The sequence below is a fragment of the Thermococcus sp. genome, assembly GCF_026991495.1.
Classification (GTDB): domain Archaea; phylum Methanobacteriota_B; class Thermococci; order Thermococcales; family Thermococcaceae; genus Thermococcus.
The window spans coordinates 1-18,978 of sequence record NZ_JALXBJ010000042.1; the positions used below are offsets into that span (position 1 = coordinate 1).

The 18,978-nt window shown below is 55.0% G+C and carries 18 protein-coding genes; 9 read left to right on the top strand and 9 right to left on the bottom strand.

Annotated elements, in window-relative coordinates; genetic code table 11:
• The coding region (locus tag MVB78_RS05495) for a plasma-membrane proton-efflux P-type ATPase (RefSeq protein WP_297488959.1) at nucleotides 1–2,298 on the bottom strand (2,298 nt) is incomplete at its 3' end.
• A 237-nt stretch (nucleotides 2,299–2,535) separates the two neighbouring features.
• Between MVB78_RS05495 and MVB78_RS05500 the strand changes: the two genes are divergently transcribed.
• The 4 genes from MVB78_RS05500 to MVB78_RS05515 all read left to right on the top strand — a co-directional run bounded on the left by MVB78_RS05500 (nucleotide 2,536) and on the right by MVB78_RS05515 (nucleotide 5,099).
• On the top strand, nucleotides 2,536–2,907 hold the full coding sequence (locus MVB78_RS05500) for a nucleotidyltransferase domain-containing protein (RefSeq protein WP_297488962.1): 372 nt from the start codon (nucleotides 2,536–2,538) through the stop codon (nucleotides 2,905–2,907).
• A complete protein-coding gene (locus MVB78_RS05505; RefSeq protein ID WP_297488966.1) occupies nucleotides 2,904–3,212 on the top strand; it encodes a nucleotidyltransferase family protein in 309 nt (102 codons plus the stop codon). The genes MVB78_RS05500 and MVB78_RS05505 overlap by 4 nt, the downstream gene beginning before the upstream one ends.
• A gap of 94 nt (nucleotides 3,213–3,306) precedes the next feature.
• Nucleotides 3,307–4,311, top strand: coding sequence for a mevalonate kinase (locus MVB78_RS05510; protein WP_297488969.1), 1,005 nt, complete (start codon nucleotides 3,307–3,309; stop codon nucleotides 4,309–4,311).
• Entirely contained in the window at nucleotides 4,308–5,099 is a 792-nt protein-coding gene (locus MVB78_RS05515; RefSeq protein ID WP_297488972.1) for an isopentenyl phosphate kinase, read from the top strand. Before MVB78_RS05510 ends, MVB78_RS05515 begins: the two co-directional genes overlap by 4 nt.
• A 5-nt stretch (nucleotides 5,100–5,104) precedes the next feature.
• On the opposite strand, the gene MVB78_RS05520 is transcribed toward MVB78_RS05515, so the two are convergent.
• From MVB78_RS05520 to MVB78_RS05535, 4 genes are read right to left on the bottom strand one after another with little or no spacing between them, the layout of a single operon-like run.
• On the bottom strand, nucleotides 5,105–6,304 hold the full coding sequence (locus MVB78_RS05520; RefSeq protein WP_297488975.1) for an FAD-dependent oxidoreductase: 1,200 nt from the start codon (nucleotides 6,302–6,304) through the stop codon (nucleotides 5,105–5,107).
• 1 nt (nucleotide 6,305) lies between these two features.
• Nucleotides 6,306–6,752 carry a 4Fe-4S dicluster domain-containing protein gene (locus tag MVB78_RS05525; RefSeq protein ID WP_297488978.1) on the bottom strand — a complete coding sequence of 149 codons (447 nt, stop codon included), beginning with the start codon at nucleotides 6,750–6,752 and terminating at the stop codon, nucleotides 6,306–6,308.
• Nucleotides 6,749–7,303: a 4Fe-4S dicluster domain-containing protein gene (locus tag MVB78_RS05530; RefSeq protein WP_297488981.1), complete on the bottom strand. Its 555-nt coding sequence runs from the start codon at nucleotides 7,301–7,303 to the stop codon at nucleotides 6,749–6,751. Before MVB78_RS05530 ends, MVB78_RS05525 begins: the two co-directional genes overlap by 4 nt.
• Nucleotides 7,304–9,256: an aldehyde ferredoxin oxidoreductase family protein gene (locus MVB78_RS05535; protein ID WP_297488983.1), complete on the bottom strand. Its 1,953-nt coding sequence runs from the start codon at nucleotides 9,254–9,256 to the stop codon at nucleotides 7,304–7,306.
• A 118-nt stretch (nucleotides 9,257–9,374) separates the two neighbouring features.
• Here MVB78_RS05535 and fni point away from each other — a divergent pair, with 118 nt between their 5' ends.
• From fni to MVB78_RS05555, 4 genes are all read left to right on the top strand, one after another.
• The gene (gene fni, locus MVB78_RS05540; RefSeq protein WP_297488986.1) at nucleotides 9,375–10,493 is read left to right on the top strand and encodes a type 2 isopentenyl-diphosphate Delta-isomerase; all 1,119 of its coding nucleotides are present in this window, start codon (nucleotides 9,375–9,377) and stop codon (nucleotides 10,491–10,493) included.
• 106 nt (nucleotides 10,494–10,599) lie between these two features.
• A complete protein-coding gene (locus MVB78_RS05545; RefSeq protein ID WP_297488990.1) occupies nucleotides 10,600–10,833 on the top strand; it encodes a hypothetical protein in 234 nt (77 codons plus the stop codon).
• Between the two features lie 84 nt (nucleotides 10,834–10,917).
• Nucleotides 10,918–12,270, top strand: coding sequence for an RNase J family beta-CASP ribonuclease (locus MVB78_RS05550; RefSeq protein WP_297488993.1), 1,353 nt, complete (start codon nucleotides 10,918–10,920; stop codon nucleotides 12,268–12,270).
• Nucleotides 12,271–12,301: 31 nt separating this feature from the next.
• On the top strand, nucleotides 12,302–13,333 hold the full coding sequence (locus tag MVB78_RS05555; protein WP_297489005.1) for a polyprenyl synthetase family protein: 1,032 nt from the start codon (nucleotides 12,302–12,304) through the stop codon (nucleotides 13,331–13,333).
• A 3-nt stretch (nucleotides 13,334–13,336) separates the two neighbouring features.
• Here the strand turns inward: MVB78_RS05555 and MVB78_RS05560 are convergent, their stop codons facing one another.
• Entirely contained in the window at nucleotides 13,337–13,918 is a 582-nt protein-coding gene (locus tag MVB78_RS05560) for a class I SAM-dependent methyltransferase (protein ID WP_297488997.1), read from the bottom strand.
• Between the two features lie 65 nt (nucleotides 13,919–13,983).
• On the opposite strand from MVB78_RS05560, the gene MVB78_RS05565 reads away from it, so the two are divergent.
• Nucleotides 13,984–14,538 (top strand): hypothetical protein, encoded by a 555-nt coding sequence (locus MVB78_RS05565; protein WP_297488999.1) that lies wholly within the window; start codon nucleotides 13,984–13,986, stop codon nucleotides 14,536–14,538.
• A gap of 31 nt (nucleotides 14,539–14,569) precedes the next feature.
• Here MVB78_RS05565 and leuS read toward each other — a convergent pair whose 3' ends face one another.
• The 3 genes from leuS to MVB78_RS05580 all read right to left on the bottom strand — a co-directional run.
• Entirely contained in the window at nucleotides 14,570–17,470 is a 2,901-nt protein-coding gene (leuS, locus tag MVB78_RS05570) for a leucine--tRNA ligase (protein WP_297489002.1), read from the bottom strand.
• Nucleotides 17,471–17,659: 189 nt separating this feature from the next.
• Nucleotides 17,660–18,730, bottom strand: a complete 1,071-nt coding sequence (locus MVB78_RS05575; protein WP_297489007.1) for a Xaa-Pro peptidase family protein — start codon at nucleotides 18,728–18,730, stop codon at nucleotides 17,660–17,662.
• 10 nt (nucleotides 18,731–18,740) lie between these two features.
• The coding region (locus MVB78_RS05580) for a phosphatase PAP2 family protein (protein WP_367270997.1) at nucleotides 18,741–18,978 on the bottom strand (238 nt) is incomplete at its 5' end.

The following is an 18,978-nucleotide window of genomic DNA, read 5'->3' on the forward strand; positions in this document are numbered from 1 at the left end:
TGCCAGCAACTTCGTCCCCACTGCACTCCACAGAAGCCACTTGCCTGGCATTATGCTCCAGAACGGCCCCCTCGTCCTCGTGACGAATATGGTTAGGTGACCCGCTACGGCCAGCTTCAGGAATATCGTGCTCTGGAGTAGGGCAAGTCCCGTTGCTGTCCTGTAGGAGATGCCGAAGTAGTTTATGGCTATCCACAGCAGCAGGAACGTCTCTATGACGCCCATGGTTCCTATTATCGTCGAGACTGTCAGTATCTCACGTATGTTCCACTTCTCGGGCCAGCGGTTGATTTTGACGTTGTCGTAGGCTATGGTTATTATCGGCAGATCATTGAGCAGAGCTAAGAGGATTATCATGACCGCCGTTACCGGATAGAAGTTGTAGGCCAGTATGCTGATCGTTATGAAGAACAGAACTCTTATCGTTTCAGTTATGCGATAGATGGCGTAGCTGTACATTCTCTGGAAGATCTTCCTAGCCTCGACGATCGCGTTCTTTATCACACCTATCCCCGGGGCAAGGAGGACTATATCTGCCGCTGCCCTTGCAGCGTCCGTTGCACCTGAAACTGCTATCCCCACGTCCGCCTGCTTGAGTGCTGGAGCATCGTTCACGCCATCACCCGTCATTGCAACCTTGTGTCCGGCCTCCTGGAGGGCCTTGACTATCTTGAACTTGTGCTCTGGATAGACCTGTGCAAAACCATCGGCATTCTCACAGAGCTGGATGAGCTCATGTCCCCTTGCCCTGTCAAGCTGGTCTGCCGTGTAGATTTTCTTTCCTATACCCAACATCTTCGCTATCTGCTTCGCTATCGCAATGTGATCACCTGTTATCATCCTTACCCTTATACCGTTCCTCTGCAGGAACTTCACGGTGCTCGCTGAATCGTCCCTAGGCGGGTCAAAGAGCGGTATTAATCCAACGAACTTCCAGCCGTCGCCGAAATCCACGGCCACTCCAAGGGTTCTGTAGCCTTTTTTGGCCAGTTCGTCAACCTTTTCCATTACCTCCTCCCTCAGACTTTGGCTTGCATTCACCATGTCGAGTATGACCTGCGGTGCACCTTTAGCCGTTCTGAACCTCTTCCCATCGCACTCAACCTCGGCCTCGGTGTGCTTTATCACCGGGTCGAAGGGGACGAACTTAACCTGTTTGCACGCTCTGAGCTTTTCCTTGTCCTTCACGGCCCTCAGGACTGCCAGGTCTATTGGATCCTTGTTCTCCTCCTTGCTGGCCAGTGCGGCATAGAATAGCATTTCATCTACCGTAAAGCCCTCCCAGGCAAGTGGCTCATAAACCGTCAACTGGTTCTTTGTGAGTGTTCCGGTTTTGTCGGCGCAGAGAGCATCAACCGCCGCCAGTTCCTCTATGGCAACGAGTTTTGTGACTATTGCCTGCCTCTTCGCCAGCTCATAGGCGCCTATTGCCATGGTTATGCTCATGACCGCTGGTAAAGCCGCTGGGATTGCTGCAACCGTTAAGACGAGGGCAAAGCGGAGAAGTTCTACTACCGGTTTGCCGCGGTAGAGTTCGACGATGAACATTATCGTGACCATGATTATACTGAGGGCTATCAAGTAGTTACCAATATTTATGACGAGCTTCTGATACTCGCTGGTTGTCCTGGCCGACTGCACGAGCTGAACCGTCCTACCGAAGTACGTGCTCAAACCAGTCGCCACCACTACCCCCGTCATCTCCCCTCTCTTGACTATCGACCCGCTGTAAACCATCTCCCCCATTTTCTTTGTCACAGGAACGCTCTCGCCAGTCAATGCCGACTCGTCCACTGTTAAAAACTCTCCCTCAATTAGCTTAATGTCTGCAGGGATTATATCACCCATTCTGAGACGGATTATATCCCCGGGGACGAGCTCCCTGGCAGGTATTGTCTTCCACCTTCCGTCGCGAAGAACCCTAACCTCCAGTGCCAGCTTCTGCTTCAGATACTCCATGATGTTCTCTGCCTTGTGCTCCTGCCAGAAGCCAACGATCGCATTGATCACCAAGAGACTGGTGATTATCGCAAAGTCCTCCCAGTGTTGAACCAGGGCCGAGAGTATTGCCGCCGTTTCTATCATCCACGGTATCGGCCCCCAGAAGTAAGAGAGGAACTTCCTGAGCGGGCTGACCTTCTTTTCCGGGATCTCGTTGGGGCCCACCTCCTTGAGACGGCGCTTGGCCTCTTCCTCGCTGAGGCCTCTCTTTGGATCAACCCCTAAGTACCTCAAAACATCGTTAATACTTATGTGTTTGGCCTTTTGGGCGATCTTCTGCAGGTTATTCCCCTCCACGGCCGTCACCCCCTTTAGTCTCTTCAGGTTACTATAATTCCATCCAGCTTTCAGCTTAAATAGTTTACTACATCAGATTACTGCGTACCTTCCAAGTTCTCGATATAGTTTTGGCACTCCCTTCGCAAATCGATTATTTTTCGGGCTCGGTGCTATGCTTTTTCTTTTGAAAACTCCATCATGGGCAGGGAGAAGGTCAGCCGAAATCCTGATAAGCTTCCCTTCGTATTTCTCCCCATGAACCTCAGCGAAGCGGTTGAGAAGATCCTCCGGCTGGGTGAGAGGGTAAAGTTCATCATCCTCTTTGGCTCTAGGGCGAGGGGCGATTATCGGCCGGACAGCGACTTCGACCTCTGCGTTTACTACGAGGGTAGCGAGCGGGAGGCCTTCAAGTTCAGGGCTCTGGTTCTCGGTCATCTGCCCGATAACTACGACGTCCAGATCTTCCAGCTTCTCCCCGTTTACGTGAAGAGGGAGTGCCTCAAGGGGAAGGTGCTCTACTGCAGGGACGAGACGTTTCTCTATGACATCGCCTATGAAACCATCAAGGAGTGGGAGGATTTCAAGCGCTATTACTACGACTACCTCGGCCTGGAGGCGATAGGATGAAGAGCACTCGGGTTAAAACCCTTCAGGACGTTCAGGAGGTACTTCAAGCTCATAAAGAGGAGCTGAGAAAAAGGTATGGTGTCAAGAGAATTGGGGTGTTCGGCTCCTACTCCCGGGGGGAGCAGAGAGAGGACAGCGACGTTGACGTTCTCGTCGAGTTTGAAAAGCCAGTTGGACTCATAGACTTCGTCCGACTTCGGGAATACCTTGAGAGTCTCCTCGGGGTTAAAGTTGACCTTGTGACCAAAAGAGCGCTCAAAAAGAGGATTAAAGAGCGTGTTCTTCAAGAGGTGAAGTACGTATGAGCTTCCGCTTTTACGCGTATCGTTTTCAGAGTAAAGTTAAAAACGGCCCTGAAGAGCTCAAATTCCGCTTAAAAAGTATCGTGGAGGGTCAAGGATGAGGGTTTTAGCCTCGGCCCCGGCTAAAATTATCCTCTTCGGCGAGCACAGCGTTGTCTATGGAAAGCCGGCGATAGCAGCTGCCATAGACCTGAGAACGTACGTTAAAGCTGAGTTCAACGACTCCGGAAGGATAAAGATAGAGGCGAGGGACATAAAAACGCCCGGTTTGATAGTTTCCTTCTCCGAGAACGAGATTTACTTCGAGAGCGACTACGGAAAAGCGGCAGAGGTTCTAAGCTACGTCAGACAGGCGATAGAGCTCGTGAAGGCGGAGGCGGACAAAAACGGGAGGGGCATAACGGTCTCGATTACCTCCCAGATACCGGTTGGAGCCGGGCTTGGAAGCTCGGCGGCCGTTGCGGTTGCAACCATCGGGGCGGTCTCAAAGCTCCTCGGCCTGGAACTCACCAAAGAGGAGATAGGAAAGCTCGGCCACCGCGTTGAGCTCTTGGTTCAGGGCGCCTCAAGCGGGATAGACCCGACGGTCTCTGCCATAGGGGGGATAATCCACTACGAGAAAGGCGAGTTTGAGCACCTGCCCTTTATGGAACTGCCGATAGTCGTCGGCTACACCGGCTCAAGCGGCTCAACGAAAGAGCTGGTTGCAATGGTCAGGAAAACCTACGAGGAGATGCCCGAGATAATAGAGCCCATACTGACCTCGATGGGCAAGGTGGTAGAGAAAGCCAGGGAGACGCTCTTATCCGAGCTCGATGAGGGGCAGAAGCTCGCCCGCCTCGGCAGGCTGATGAACATCAACCACGGCCTGCTCGATGCCCTCGGCGTCTCCACCAAGAAGCTCAGCGAGCTGGTCTACGCAGCTAGAACAGCTGGGGCTTTAGGGGCGAAGATAACCGGCGCGGGTGGCGGTGGCTGCATGTATGCGTTGGCTCCTGAGAAGCAGAGCGAGGTTGCCACTGCCATAACGATAGCCGGTGGAACGCCTATGGTCACAAAGATAAGCCGCGAGGGGCTTCGCATAGAGGAGGTTCTGCCATGATAATCGTCAAGGTCGGTGGAAGCGTCTTCAGCGACAAGAAAGGAGAAGCTGAGAACTTCGACGAAGAAACGGTACGGAGAATAGCAAAGGAGATAGCGGAATTTTACCCGGGGAAGGACTTCATAATCGTTCACGGCGGCGGGAGCTTCGGGCACCCTGAGGCGAAGAAGTACGGCATAAGGGACGGCCTGCCCGAGGACTGGAAGTCGGCAAGCCTCAAAAGGATAGGCTTTTCACTAACTCACCAGGCGATGTTGAGGGCCAACGACATGATCGTTGGGGTTTTCCTCGATGAGGGGCTCCCCGCCTTCTCAGTCTCAACCTCCTCAATATTCCTCACCCGGAACGGCGAGGTGGTTCATGGGGACGTTGAGGTCATAAAGAAGCTCATCGAAAACAGATTTATCCCCATCCTCTTCGGTGATGTCTCCCTCGATCTGGCAAAGGGCATAGACATCCTCTCGGGGGATCAAATCATCACATACCTCGCCAAGATGCTTGAGCCCGAGAAGGTGATCTTCCTCATGGACGTCGACGGGATCTACGATGGCAAACCCGGGGAAGGTGAGCTGATCCAGGATCTTAAACGGGCAGAAATCGGCCCGCTCCTTGAGAGGCTCCACTGCACCGCCGCCGGAACCGACGTCACCGGCGGGATCTGCAACAAGCTCCGCGAGGCCGCGAAAATAGCCGAACACTCTGAAGTTTGGTTCGTGAACGGTAAAATCCCGGGTAGGTTGGGTGGGGCTGTAAGGGGAGACGGCTTCGGCACGAGGATAGCGAGATGACCTTTTTATTCAGCCCTCCCCCCATGCAGTTCCCTTATCCTCAGGTACGCGTTAGCTGAGCCCACGCTGTGGAGGTGCCCCGATTGGACTCTCTCCCAGCCGATTAACCTTCCGTCGGCATCGAATACCCGCGCCTCCCTCCAGTTCTCTCCCCCTTCAACCTCGACATCCCCGAGAACTCCTAACTTTTCCGCCTCGGCACCGCCCAGCCCAACCGCGTAGACCTCCACCGGGCCGATGGCCTCGTAAACCGTCGGGATGACGCCTCTATCCGCTACTGCCCTTCCAACTATCGCCCTCGCAACTAACTGGGCGTAGTGGCCAGCGACAAAGCCGAGGGGTCTGTAAACAAACTCTCCCGTAATGAAGTCCCTGCTCATGGCGCAGTCCCCGAGGGCGTAAACGCCCGGAAAGCCCGTTCTCCCGGCTTCATCAACCTCAATCGGCCTCCCGTCTCTCCTCAGGAGGCCCGAGTTTGGCCTGACGCCAGTGGCCATCACGACGGATTTAGCCCAGAACTCCTCCCCGCCCCTCAGCCTAACGCCCTCAACCCACTCATCGCCCTCCACCTCTTCAACGAGCGATGAGGTGAGGACTTGAATCCCCAGCCTGGTGAGATGATCCCCGACGAATTCAGCTAAGGGCCCTTCAAGGAGGTTGGGGAGAATCCTCCCCCTCGCCTCGATAACAGTAACGCCGTGACCGAGCTTCCTCAAAGCCACGGCCGCGGTGAGCCCAACAAGACCGGCCCCGATGACGACCGTTCTGCTCCCTCCTGGTAGAGAACTGAGGAACTCGACGTCGTTGCTCCCGTGGAACGTGACAACTCCCTTGAGCCCCACGCCGGGGATAGGGGGCAGGAAGGGCCTCCCGCCAGTCGCTACAACGAGGTTCCCGTACTCGACCTCCGAGGTTCCCCCGTTTGTCTTTATCCCTACGGTTTTCTCCGCTGTATCGAGTGAGATCGCTTCCGTCCCGGCGAGAACCCTAACCCCCATCCAGGAGAGCCTCTTAGACAGCCCGAGGGCAATCCTCCCGAAGGGGACCTTTGAACTCAAAAACTCCGCCAGCCTGTGCCTTGAATAGGCCGGCCACTCCCTCGCGATAATGGTTATCTTTTCCGGCGGGAACCCCTCCCTGATGAGGTTCATGGCAGTGTAAACTCCCCCGATACCACCGCCGACGATGACCGTGCCCCCGGACACTTTACACAAACCCCCTTATTGAGAGAAGCTCCCTGACCGGCTTCCTCTCCCTCGCGAGGCCCTTATCAGGAGTTCCACCGTAGAGGAGCGCTCCTTCTTTGCACGCTTCCACGCACTTCGGTTCTCCGTTGCAGAGATCGCACTTCACCATCTCGCCCGTTGGGCCGAGGAAGACCGCCCCGAAGGGACAGACTGCTGCACAGGCCTTGCAGGAAGTGCAGAGCTCCTTAGCGAGGAAGACCGTTCCGTCCTCCTTGACCCAGAGCGCCCCGAACTTGCATGCGTCAACGCACGGAGCCGGACTGCAGTGCCTGCAGACCACGATGTCCCAGCCCCCGGGAGTTTTAGGTATCCTTATCGCCGGCTCCTCCATCGGGCACGCTTTGACACAGTCCATACAGCCCGTGCACCTCTCGGGGAGGATGTGGAGCAGTTGCTTTCCGCTCACAGCTCAAGCCCCTCGTTCCTCTTCCATATCTCCCTCAGGAAGTTCTCGGCTTCTTCTGCTTTTTTCCGCCTGTAGGGTGACTCCGCTCCGCCGTATATCCCATATGCTACTCCCGTTGCCTTAGCCCTCTTCAGTTCCCTCGATACCTTCTCCTCGGGGCCGAAGATTATGGCATCGTGCGGGCAGACATCGACGCACTCCGGCTCACCACCGCAGAGGTCGCACTTTATCGGCCTCGCCTTAAAGTCGAAGCTTATCGCCCCGAAGGGGCAGGCGTAGGCGCACTCCCGGCAACCGATGCAGCGGGAGTAGTCGATGACGTAGGCCCCGCTTTTATCCCTCTTTATCGCGTCCACCGGGCAGACCCTCTCGCATGCTGCATCGTTGCACTGGAGGCAGTAGACCTGGACAGAAGTCTGGACTTCGGGCTTGGTCAGTATCGTTATCCGCGAGAGGAGCGGGTTAAAGGTTCCGCCGTGCTTGTAGGAGCAAGCTAACTCGCAGAGGTGGCAGCCCGTGCAGTTCTCGTAGATGACGCCGAGAACGAACATTCACTCACCCCCCGGATAGCTTTCAAGGGGCCAGAGCGGCGGCCCGTCCCACTCTGGGAAGTCCTTTCCATCTATCGCGTCCGCCACCTTGCCAATCCCAAGCCTTTCGAGGGCCTCGCGCTTCGGGTAAGCTGTCTCGACGTCGCAGCCCCTCCTCTCAAGGTACTCATCGACCATCTCCCAGTGCCGCTTTACCTGCCTCCTGAACCTCTCGGTCTTAGCGAGCTCGGGCGGGAACTTGACGTCGTAGTGCTTCTTCCTGATGCCCTGCCTCACGTTGATGGCCATCTCCGTCAGGTATATCCTGTCCGTTGCCTCTACCACGTCCTTTTCCGTGAACTCCATCCCCGTGAAGGCCTTCAACAGCATCGCCGTTCCTTTGAACACAGGGTACTTCCAGACGAGCGGGACAGCCTGGAACCACATGTTTATCGAGCCCTTGCACCGCCCAAGGGAATCCGCTAAGGTGCACGCCCTCTCAGCCTCTATGAGCGCTCCAACCGGGTCTTTACGGTAATCGGGCAGGCCTGCCTCAAGCATCCTCTTCACTGCTTCGGGATCCATGTTGACGTCGTTCTCCCAGTATGCCCAGGAGCGCCCCCTGAGGTGGTCGGCCCCCCTCGTGGAGGTCGCGTGGGCGAGGGTGAAGATACCGTTCATGAAGTCCACCTCGTACCAGCCCCTGTTGAGGCCCTTGACGTCGTAGGAGTAGGCGAGCACCTCCTTCCCAACAAGCTTCGCGAAGTTGCGGTAGCCTTCAGCAAGCTTGTTCCCGAAGCCCCTCCTGTAGGCCGTCATCTTGACGAGCTCTATCTGCCCCTCTGCATCGCCCCATTCGAGGGAGACCCCATCGAGCTCTTTATCGCTTATCAGGCCCTTTTCGTGGAGGAACCTCGCCATGGCTATCGTGTCGCCTAGCGTTATGACGTCCATCCCGTACTCATCAGCTAAGTGCTCCATCCGGAGTATTGCTTCTGTGTCGGTTATCCCGTTGTTGGAACCGAGGGCGTATATGGACTCGAACTCGCTTGAAGTCCCGTATTCCCCGCTTTTAGGGAGGTAGTAAACGTCCTTGCACGCTAAGGGACAGGAATAGCACTGCGTTCTTCCCACCTCGAACTCTGCGAAGTCCCTCGGTCTCAGTCCCTCCGGCAGGTCGTCCGGCCCGAGATGGCTTTGGAAGTACTTCCAGCCAGGGTACCAGCTCATCATCCCGTAGTGCGTCCCAATGACCGAGTAAATCCTTCTCACGAACTCGCTCTTTTTGAAGTACTCCAAGTCCTCCCTGGAGAGCTTATAGAAGGTCTCAGGATCAGCTGGCTCGACCCCTTTAGTACCCCGTATGGCTATCGCCTTCAGGTTCTTTGTGGCCCAGACTGCCCCGCTCCCCCTTGCTCCAGCGTGGTACTTGTCCACCATCGTCGTCGCGAAGCGGACGAGGTGTTCTCCTGCAGGCCCTATTCCAGCGACGCTCACGTCATCGCCGTGCTCGTCCCTCAAAGTATCGACCAGTTCCCCGCTCTTCATTCCCCACAGCTCGGAGGCGTCCCTTATCTCGACTTCCTCGTCCTCAATCCAGACGTAGCTCGGCCTTTCGGCCCTCCCGAGTATTACTATCCCGTCGTAGCCGGCGTAGCGCATCATTGCCGAGAACTCACCGCCCGCGTTCCCGTCCCCGAGGATTCCCGAGAGGGGCGAGATGGTACTTATGTGGAGCCTGCTCGTCATCGGTAGTGCCGTTCCGGCAAAAGCCCCGTTTCCGAGTGCTATGATGTTCTCAACGCTCAGGGGGTCTATCGGGCCGTTGAGCATCTCGAAAAGGGTTTTTGAGTTGAAGCCCCTCCCCCCGAGGTAGAGCTTGGTATCTTCCGGCTTCACGGGCTGCTTAACGGCTTTTCCGCGACTCAGGTCGATGAATAGAATTTCGCTTTCCCCTTCGGATAGCGCTGACATCTTTCACATCCCCAGCGTGAGGTTGCAATGACGTGAGTTGGGCTTTAATCCGTATAAAGGTTTCCAAGTTTCCAAAAACCTCTTAACTTCCGCTTTCCTTTCTCCACTGGTGGTGTGAATGGGGGCCTTTGACAAGGAAGAGCTCACGGTCATCAGGAAGTTCGAGCACATAGAGCACTGCCTAAAGAGGAACGTGAAGGCTCACGTTTCCAACGGGTTTGAGGATGTCCACTTCGTCCACACGAGTTTACCTGAGATAGACAAGGACGAGATCGATTTGAGCGTCGAGTTTTTGGGCAGGCGCTTTGACTACCCGATTTTCATAGCGGGGATGACCGGCGGAACCAAGGGTTCACAGCTGGCCGGAAGGATAAACAAGACATTAGCTAAAGCCGCTCAGGAACTCAACATCCCGATGGGAGTTGGAAGCCAGAGGGCGATGATAAGGAAGCCGGAAACCTGGGAGAGCTACTACATTCGCGATGTCGCCCCGGACGTCTTCCTCGTCGGCAACTTAGGTGCCTCCCAGTTTTCCGAGACGATTCCCGAAAGGTACGGGCTTGAGGAGGCTTTGAAGGCCGTCGAGACGATTCAGGCCGATGCTTTAGCGATACACATGAACCCCCTGCAGGAGAGCGTCCAGCCCGAGGGAGATACTCAGTACAGGGGCGTTCTCAAAGCGTTGGCCGAGCTCAAGGCGGAGTTCCCGTATCCGATAATAGCGAAGGAAACTGGAGCAGGAGTTTCCAAGGAAGTTGCGATAAGGCTTGAGAGCATAGGGATTGACGCGATAGACGTTGGCGGTCTCGGCGGGACGAGCTGGAGCGCGGTCGAGTATTACAGGGCGAAGGATGAAATAGGAAAGAACTTAGCTCTCCGCTTCTGGGACTGGGGGATTAAAACGGCCATAAGCGTGGCTGAAGTGCGCTATTCGACCGAGCTTCCAATAATCGCCACCGGTGGAATGCGCGACGGAATAGCGATGGCGAAGGCTTTAGCCATGGGTGCCACCTTTGCGGGCGTTGCTTTGCCCCTCCTGAAGCCCGCCGTGAAAGGCGACGTCGAGGGCGTAATCAAAATCCTGAGGAGGTACATCGAGGAGATAAGGAACGCGATGTTTCTGGTAGGTGCTAAGAACGTCGAGGAGCTCAGAAAAGTTCCGCTCGTGGTTACCGGCTTCACGAGGGAGTGGTTAAGCCAGAGGATTGACCTGGCTGGCTATCTGGGGGCCCGTTAGGTTATTCCCACTTTTTTTGTTCGAGTGTGGAAGAGTGGAGAACAAACTTCCTGCACTTTTGCTGGATTTCCTTGAAGGGTTTGCAATCACATTGAGCCCCCTTACCATGGCAATAGCCCTCGCCTTCGCTTCGATAGGTGCGGTAATCACGAAGTTCGGAACAACCCCCATGAGGAAGGCTTTCTTTCTCATCGGCGCCCTCGCCGGTTGGGTGACCTCTTACCTGCAGGGTCTTGTTCCCTTCTACAAATGGCCGGGAATCTGGTGGATGCCTACCGGGGTTGTCGTCGCCTCCGTTTTTGGAATCCCGCTGACGTATCCCTGGAAGGATTTGGGCTGATGCGCACCTTTTTAAACCCTCCCGAGAAGTAGGGCCAGCGCAGCCCCACGCCTCAAGAGGGGCCTGGGGAGGGGAGGACTGAAGATGATAAGGATCTACACCGTCAGCGGTTACGAGGAAGTAGGAAAGAACATGACAGCCGTTGGTTACTCTAACGGAGGCACGGAGGAGGTTGTAATAATCGACATGGGAATCCGCCTCGACCGCGTTCTCATACATGAGGACGTGAACATCCAGGAGTTCCCCACGAAGGAACTGCAGAGGCTCGGCGCAATTCCCGATGACTCGATCCTGCGGAACAGGAAAGTCGTTGCAATCGCCTTTACCCACGGTCACCTCGACCACATAGGGGCGGTGGGAAAGCTCGCGCCCCACTATCCAGACGTCCCGATATACGGGACTCCCTACACGGTGAGGCTCGCCAAGGGGGAGGTGAAGAGCGAGAAGTACTTCGAGGTCAAGAACCCGATGTACGAGACCAACTACGGGGAGATAGTTCAGGTCAGCGAGAACCTGGCGATAGAGTTCGTCCCGATGACCCACTCGATACCCCACGCTGCCATGGTCGTCGTCCACACTCCCGAGGGTGCAGTTGTCCACACCGGCGACTTCAAGTTCGACAACAACAATCCCCTGGGAGAAAGACCGGACTACGGAAGGCTCAGGGAGCTGGGGAAGGAGGGGGTTAAGGTTCTCATAGCGGAATCAACGCGCGTGGCGGAGGAGACCAAGACACCGAGTGAGGCCGTTGCCAAGATGCTCCTCGAGGACTTCTTCCTCTACGAGGGTATGGAGGAGGACGGCCTGATAGCCACTACATTCGCGAGCCACATAGCCAGACTGCAGGAGCTGATCAGGATAGCCAACAAGATGGGCAGGCAGGCACTTTTCGTCGGCCGCTCCTTAGCGAAGTACACCGGAATCGCGAAGCAGCTCGGCCTCATCAAGATGAAGGGGGCGAGGGTCGTTAGAAGCCCGAACGCAATAAAGAGGGCCCTCAAGGAGGCCTCTTCCGCGAGGGACAACTATCTCCTGATCGTTACGGGCCATCAGGGAGAGCCCGGTGCGGTTCTAACGAGGATGGCAAACGGTGACCTCTACGACATAGGCAAGCGGGACACGGTGGTCTTTTCAGCCGGGACTATACCCAATCCCCTCAACAGGGCCCAGCGCTACGTCCTCGAGACGAAGCTCAGGATGAAGGGAGTCAGAATGGTTAAAGATCTCCACGTCTCGGGGCACGCGAGCAGGGAGGACCACAGGTACCTGATAAGGCTCCTAAACCCTGAGAACATAGTCCCGGCCCACGGGGAGTTCAGAATGCTCACACACTACGCCGAGCTGGCCGAGGAAGAGGGCTACCTCATCGGAAGGGACGTCTTCGTTTCGAGGAACGGCTACACAGTTGAGATTGAGGGCAAAGCTGATAAATCATAAAACCCTGTAAAGCAGAGGGAGGTTGAACAAGATGGGCAAGTACGATGACCTGTTCACAAGGATCAGGAAAAGGACTGGGAGAGTGGACGAGGTCATCCTCGGTCTGATCCCCGATAAAGAGCCGCGGGAGCTGTACGGGGCGGCAAGGCACTACCCCTTAGCAGGTGGGAAGCGCGTGCGGCCCTTTGTCGTCCTCCGCGCTACTGAGGCCGTTGGCGGTGACCCGGAGAAGGCACTCTATCCGGCAGCGGCGGTTGAGCTCATCCATAACTACTCCCTCGTCCACGATGACATAATGGACATGGACGAGCTGAGGCGCGGAAGGCCGACCGTCCACAAGCTCTGGGGCGTCAACATGGCAATCCTTGCCGGTGATTTACTCTTCAGCAAGGCCTTCGAGGCCATAGCGAAGGCCGATGTTTCCCCGGAGAAGAAGGCCAGGATCCTCGACGTCCTCGTCAGAACTTCAAACATGCTCTGCGAGGGGCAAGCTTTGGACATAGAGTTCGAGACCCGCGATGAAGTGACCGTCGAGGAATACCTCAAAATGATAAGCGGAAAGACGGGGGCGCTCTTTCAGGGCTCAGCAGAGATCGGTGCGATCATCGGAACAGATAACGAGGAGCACATAAGGGCACTCTCCAAGTGGGGCATAAACGTCGGCATAGCCTTCCAGATATGGGACGATGTTCTTGACCTAATAGCCGACGAGGAGAAGCTTGGAAAGCCCGTCGGAAGCGACATAAGGAAGGGCAAGAAGACGCTGATAGTGAGCCACTTCTTCGACAACGCGAGTGAGGAGGACAAGGCCGAGTTCCTGAAGGTCTTTGGAAAATATGCTGGAGACCCAACGGGCGACGCTCTGATACACGACGACAAGGTTAAGGAAGAAGTTGCAAAAGCTATAGAGCTCCTCAAGAAGTACGGGAGCATTGACTACGCCGCTCGCTATGCGAAAAACCTCGTGAGAGAGGCAAACGAAGCGTTGAAAGTCCTCCCGGAGAGCGAGGCAAAGAAGGATTTAGAGCTTTTGGCTGAGTTCCTTGTTGAGAGGGAGTTCTGAGCTTTACCCCTCTTTTTCCGCCAGAATCCACCCAACCGGCGGGTGCTCGGTCCCGTTCTTCCACTTCTCATAAGTCCTATCCCACTTTTTTAAAAGCTCGGCGCGCTTTTTGCCGTCCTTTATTCTCTCCACGTACTCCCGCGGGATGTAGGCTAAGTAATGCGGAAGGCCCGGCTCGAAGGTCCCGCTTTCGATTACTCTTCCTCCGGCTTTTTCGACGAGTTCTTTGAGTTCTTCCATCGTTGGATAATGCAGGTCGTCCTTTTCGCCGAAGAGGGCCTCGAAGATTTCCTCACGGAGGTTGTATAGCTCCAAATGTGCCTCCTGTCTCTCGTTTCTCGCGATGGGCAGGCTCTCGGCTATGAAGACCTTCTCGGCCACACGGAGCATCTCCGAGATGACTTTTACCATCGTCTCCTCGTTCTTCAAACTTCGTATCCCGTGAACGAGAACTGCCAGATCAAAGGCCTTAAACGGGAAGGGAAGCTCCCTCGCGTCGAGCTTCAGGGGGATTACCCGGTGCTTGACGCCTGTGACTGAAGTTACCCCCTCGAAGAAGCGCCACCTTGATTTGTCAACGGCCACAACGCGACCGGTTTATGCCAAAAAATTAAAAGAGAAGTTTAACCATTAAAGTAGGGGGAAACCCTATGGATACCGCTAACAATGAAGGATTATCATCAAAAGATAGTTTGTTAAAAGAAATGGAAGTAACTATAGAGCAAATGATAGCAAACATTGAATGGGGATGGGAGACAATAAGAATATACCTCACGGTTATAGGTTTTCTATTGGTTGCATATAACTACTTGATTTACCAGTTTGCTATCCCTTACATTCACAATGTTCCGGAGACTAACATGACAAAAGGTTTGATAGTTTTTGCCTCATTGATAATACCCATTTTGAGCGTTCCATTGACATGGGCCACTTTAGAGATATTTGAGTATAGATATAGAAGATTCTTGGATAATGCATATACTGCTAACAAAATCCGAGAACTTTTGGGGTTATGGGGGTTAAACTTATATCCTAAGAGATATTACAAAAACAAGTTTAAAGGATATGATAAGTTCATACTAGACACTATGAAGAGAAGCCACCCCCCTACTTTTTACACACAAGGCAAAAAGTTCATAATAGTACTTGAGGGTATTTTCATTTTTGAGGCTATAATTGTCGTGGTGTTGTTATTATCTCTCTGACATAAAAAGGATAAAATAAAGAAGCAATTGGCTATTCAACGAACACCGCCGGCTTCAGCGGCATCGCCTGCTTTTTCTTTCCTCCCTTATCTTCTTCGGCGTTGATGATCATCTCTAGGCCGAGCTCCTTCTCCATGAAGTCCCTTGCCTCTCTCAGTGCTTTCTCCTCGTTGATGCGCTTCACGTCAAAGGCGCGCTCCTTGATGAGTCTCTGGATGAGCCTGCTTACCTCCTTGCCGTACTTCTTCATCCCTTGATCTTTCATCAGCTCGGCCATCGCTGACTTGAAGTCCCTCTTCTCTGCCACAACTTCAACAACGCGCCACTTCCACTCCGGCGAAGTGTAGATGTAGGCCCTCTTCGCATTTTCGAGTTTTGCTACACGGATAATCTCCTTGATGTCCTCGATGACCGACTGGACGAAGTCTTCTTCAGCCTCTACCGTCTCGTTCCACCACTCACCAACCGGTTCGGGCCACTTTGCTAAGCTCACGAAGCCCTCCCCGCCGAGCTTCTCCCAGAGCTCCTCGGCGATGTGCGGTGTGAACGGCGCCATGAGCCTGACCCAGATTTCTGCCAGCTTTCTCAGCACGTAGCGCTTCGCCTCGTCGTCCCTGCCTTCAGTTCTCCTCATGTACCAGCGCAGGTCGTTCAAAACCGTGTAGAAGGCCCACTGCACTGCCGTCCTAGTCCTGAACTCCTCAAGGGCTTTGGTAGTTCCTTCAATGGCTTTATTCAGGCGGTGGAGCATCCAGCGGTCGATGTCCTTCAGCTCGGTTTCTTTGGTCTCGTAGGTGGCGAACTCGCTTATCAGCTCGTAGAAGCGCTCGACCTGTCTGCGGAGCTTGCCGACCTCTTTCCTGCGCCAGTCGAAGTCGCTGTCGTGCTCGGCAAGGCTCATTATGTAGAGCCTCACCACATCGGCACCGTTCTCCTCGATGGCATCTATGAAGTTCAGCACGTTGCCCTTGCTCTTGCTCATCTTCTGGCCTTCCAGGGTTCCAAAGCCGTTGACAGCGATGCCTCTCGGCCAGTGCTCTCTCCTGAATATCGCCACATGGTTGAATATGAAGAAGGTCAGGTGGTTCGGTATGAGGTCTTTAGCAGAGCAACGCCAGTCGAGCGGATACCAGTACTCGAACTCCTCCTTCATCTCGTGGATTGTCTCCGCTGGAATTCCGGTCTTCTCTTCAAGTTCCTTCTCGCGCTCCTCTCTGAAGTCCTCCCTAAACAGGTAGTCGAAGAACTCCCTCGTGAGCCTCTCCGGGTCGAGTTTACCCTCTTTCCTCAGCTGGTTGATGTGCCTGCTTATAGTGTAGTAGGCCATGTATATTGTCGAGTCGCTCAGGCTTTCTATGACCCACTCCGGATCCCAGGGCAGGGGCGTTCCCAATCCAACTTTCCTCGCGCAGGCCTTCTCCTCAAGCCAGTCTATTACTGCCTCGAACTGCGCCCTTCTGCTCTCGGGGAGTATCTTCATGTTTGAGAGTGCTTCTCTCGCCTTCTCCTTCCACTCGGGATTGCCGTAGTCGATGAACCACTGGTTGTGGATTATCTTGATTACCGCCCTGTTCCCGAAGCGGCTTATGACCGGTTTATCCGCGAACTCGTACATCGTCTCAGCCTTGCCGCTCCTCAGCATCTCCTCGGCCACCAGCTCCTTTACCTCCTGGACGGGTTTTCCGGCGTAGGGCTCTACCTTGAAGAGTCCCTTGTGGTACTCTGCCTTGTAGATGCTCTTGGTCGCTTCCTCAAGCTTCTCCTTGTCCTTCTGGCTCTTCACCCCGAGTCTCTCAGCTTCTTCAACGGCTGGAAACTCGCCGTAGCCTTCAAGTTCGATGAGCGAGATGTAGCTTATCTCCTCAACAACGCGCGGGTCTACCTCGTACTTGAGGAGTATTTCGGTTTCTTTCTTCAGGTCTTCCAAGGCTATGTGGTCGAAGGGAGCGTGAGCCGGAACGCTCATGACGACGCCGGTGGCGTTGTCCGGGTCAACGAACTCCGCCGGCAGAATAATGATCTCATCGCCCGTTACGGGGTTCTTCACGTATTTGCCGATGAGCTTTTCACCCTTGAACTCCTCTATGACCTCTACCTCCCTATCTTGGAAGGAGAGCTTGTAAGCGGCTTCCCTGCTGACTATCCACGTTTCTTCCTTTCCGCCACGCCTGACCTTGGCCTTGACGTAGGTCGCGTTGGGATTCAGCCACATGTTGGTGACTCCATAGACTGTCTCGGGCCTCAGCGTTGCCGCGGGGAGGTATATAACTTCGCCGTTCTCCTCGAGGATGAACTTGATTATGACGTACTCTAAGATCTGGATGTCCTCGCCCTCCATGATGTCGTGGTCGCCGAGCGGCGTTCCGACTACCGGGTCCCAGCGGACGCGGTGCGCCCCCTTAACGACAAGCCCCATGTCCTTGAGCGTCCAGAACTGCCATTCGATGAACTTGCTGAAGGGCGGGAATAGGCTGGTGGTGTGGAACTCGCGCGTCCAGTCGACGGAGAAGCCGGCCCTTATGAACGTCTCCTTTGCGGACTTCATGAAGTACTTGACTATCTCCTTCGGGTCCTCGAACTTCCAGAGTATCTCCTCCGGAACCTTGTAGACGTCGCGGTAGATGTGGATGGTCTTCGGGTCGCGGTTCTTTATCCTCTCGGCGATTCCAACTATCGGCGCGCCGGTGATGTGCCACGCCATCGGGAAGAGCACGTTGTAGCCCTGCATTCTCTTAAAGCGCGCTATTACATCCGGAATCGTGTAGGTTCTTGCATGTCCTACGTGAAGGTGGCCCGAGAGGTATGGAAAGGCTACCGTTATGTAGAACTTCTTCTCCTTGGGCTTGGCTTTTCTGTCGGGCTCGAAGATTCTTTCCTCTAACCAGCGCTTCTGCCACTTCTCCTCAATGGCCTTGAAGTCGAGCTCAGCCATGGCTAAAACCTCCTTTAGCTTCAATTTTCAACACTAAGAGTCCAGAGGGAACTCCAAAAGAGAGGGACTCAGGAATAGGGGGGTTATCGGGGAAATCAGTTACCGCTGAGATTTCGACGGAGAAGACACTCCCCCCTCATCGGCATCGGAAGCGGTAAAGACTTTGGGTATTTAAGGTTTTTGGAGGGCTCAGAGGATGACCAGCTCCCTCTCAGCCCTCGTCAGCCTCCTCCCCCTCCCGTCTACAACCGCTACGTCGTCCTCTATCCTGACCCCCCCGAGACCGGGGACGTAAATCCCGGGCTCTATCGTGAAGGTCATGCCGTTCTCTAAGGTTACCTCGCCGTCGGGCCCTATGTAGGGCTCCTCGTGGACGTCTAAACCAAGACCGTGGCCGGTTCTGTGAGTGAAAAACTTCCCGTAGCCAGCCTTCTCTATTGTCTCCCTCGCGGCGGCATCTACTTCTCTTGCCTTTACACCTGCTTTAACGGCCCGGTAGGCGTTCTCTTGGGCCTCCTTAACAACGTTGTATACCTCAACCAGTCTCTCATCGGGATTTCCAAGTGCTATCGTCCGCGTTATATCCGAGCAGTAGCCCCTCCACCTGGCCCCGAAGTCCAGTATGACCAGGTCTCCCTCCCTGAGCCTCCTCTCGCCCGGTTCGTGATGGGGGTTCGCGGCGTTCTCCCCGCTCGCAACTATCGGCTGAAATGATATCCCGTCGGAGAGCTCCCTTATCCTGAGCTCTATCCTCAGGGCGAGATCCCTCTCCCTCATCCCGAGGATATCCCAGCTAAGGAGCTCTTCGAAGACGCGGTCAGCGGCCTTGGCGGCGTGCTTCATGTTAGCGATCTCACCCGCGTCCTTCCTCATCCTCAGCTCCCGGATCACCGAGCTCAGTGGATGGAACTTGAAGTTCCCGAGCCCCATGATACCGATCAGCCAGTCCGCCCTCATGGTGTCCTCGACCAGGACTCTTCCGGAGGAGATGTGCATCTCCGCCAAAATCCAGGCGAGCTTCTCGTAGGGGTTCTCACCGTCGTGCCAGAAGGTAACCGGGAAGTTTTTGATGACGTTCTCGTAGAGGCCCGGGGCGAGAAGGCGGTAGTTGCCCTCGGCTGAGAGGGCGAGCAATGCCAGCCTCTCACCGGTCTCGTGGATCCTGAGGCCGGTCAGGTAGTAAAGGTTTGATCCAGGACTTATGAGGGCTCCATCGAAACCGCCCTTACCTAAGAGGGAAACGAAGCTGTTGAGACGCAACAGTACCACCTCAGCTTCCTTTTCCCAGGAAATTAAAAACTTTCCCCGAGTACCTGTGAACCAGCCACCCCAGGAGTATGCCGGAGACGGCGTCCCAGACCCAGTGCTCCGCGAGCAGAACCGTTGCGAGGGGGATCAGTCCCACCAAAAGTGCGAGGAGCCTGGAAACCCTATGCCTTTCCTCGATCAGGGCCAGGGAGCTTATGGTGTCCACCGTGCAGTGGGGGGAGGGAAGGACGAACTGGGGG

Coding starts and splice junctions, on each gene's coding strand:
- MVB78_RS05500 (WP_297488962.1), top strand. CDS start 2,536: ATGAACCTCAGCGAAGCGGTTGAGAAGATCCTCCGGCTGGGTGAGAGG.
- MVB78_RS05505 (WP_297488966.1), top strand. CDS start 2,904: ATGAAGAGCACTCGGGTTAAAACCCTTCAGGACGTTCAGGAGGTACTT.
- MVB78_RS05510 (WP_297488969.1), top strand. CDS start 3,307: ATGAGGGTTTTAGCCTCGGCCCCGGCTAAAATTATCCTCTTCGGCGAG.
- MVB78_RS05515 (WP_297488972.1), top strand. CDS start 4,308: ATGATAATCGTCAAGGTCGGTGGAAGCGTCTTCAGCGACAAGAAAGGA.
- MVB78_RS05530 (WP_297488981.1), bottom strand. CDS start 7,303: ATGTTCGTTCTCGGCGTCATCTACGAGAACTGCACGGGCTGCCACCTC.
- MVB78_RS05535 (WP_297488983.1), bottom strand. CDS start 9,256: ATGTCAGCGCTATCCGAAGGGGAAAGCGAAATTCTATTCATCGACCTG.
- fni (WP_297488986.1), top strand. CDS start 9,375: ATGGGGGCCTTTGACAAGGAAGAGCTCACGGTCATCAGGAAGTTCGAG.
- MVB78_RS05545 (WP_297488990.1), top strand. CDS start 10,600: ATGGCAATAGCCCTCGCCTTCGCTTCGATAGGTGCGGTAATCACGAAG.
- MVB78_RS05550 (WP_297488993.1), top strand. CDS start 10,918: ATGATAAGGATCTACACCGTCAGCGGTTACGAGGAAGTAGGAAAGAAC.
- MVB78_RS05555 (WP_297489005.1), top strand. CDS start 12,302: ATGGGCAAGTACGATGACCTGTTCACAAGGATCAGGAAAAGGACTGGG.
- MVB78_RS05565 (WP_297488999.1), top strand. CDS start 13,984: ATGGATACCGCTAACAATGAAGGATTATCATCAAAAGATAGTTTGTTA.
- leuS (WP_297489002.1), bottom strand. CDS start 17,470: ATGGCTGAGCTCGACTTCAAGGCCATTGAGGAGAAGTGGCAGAAGCGC.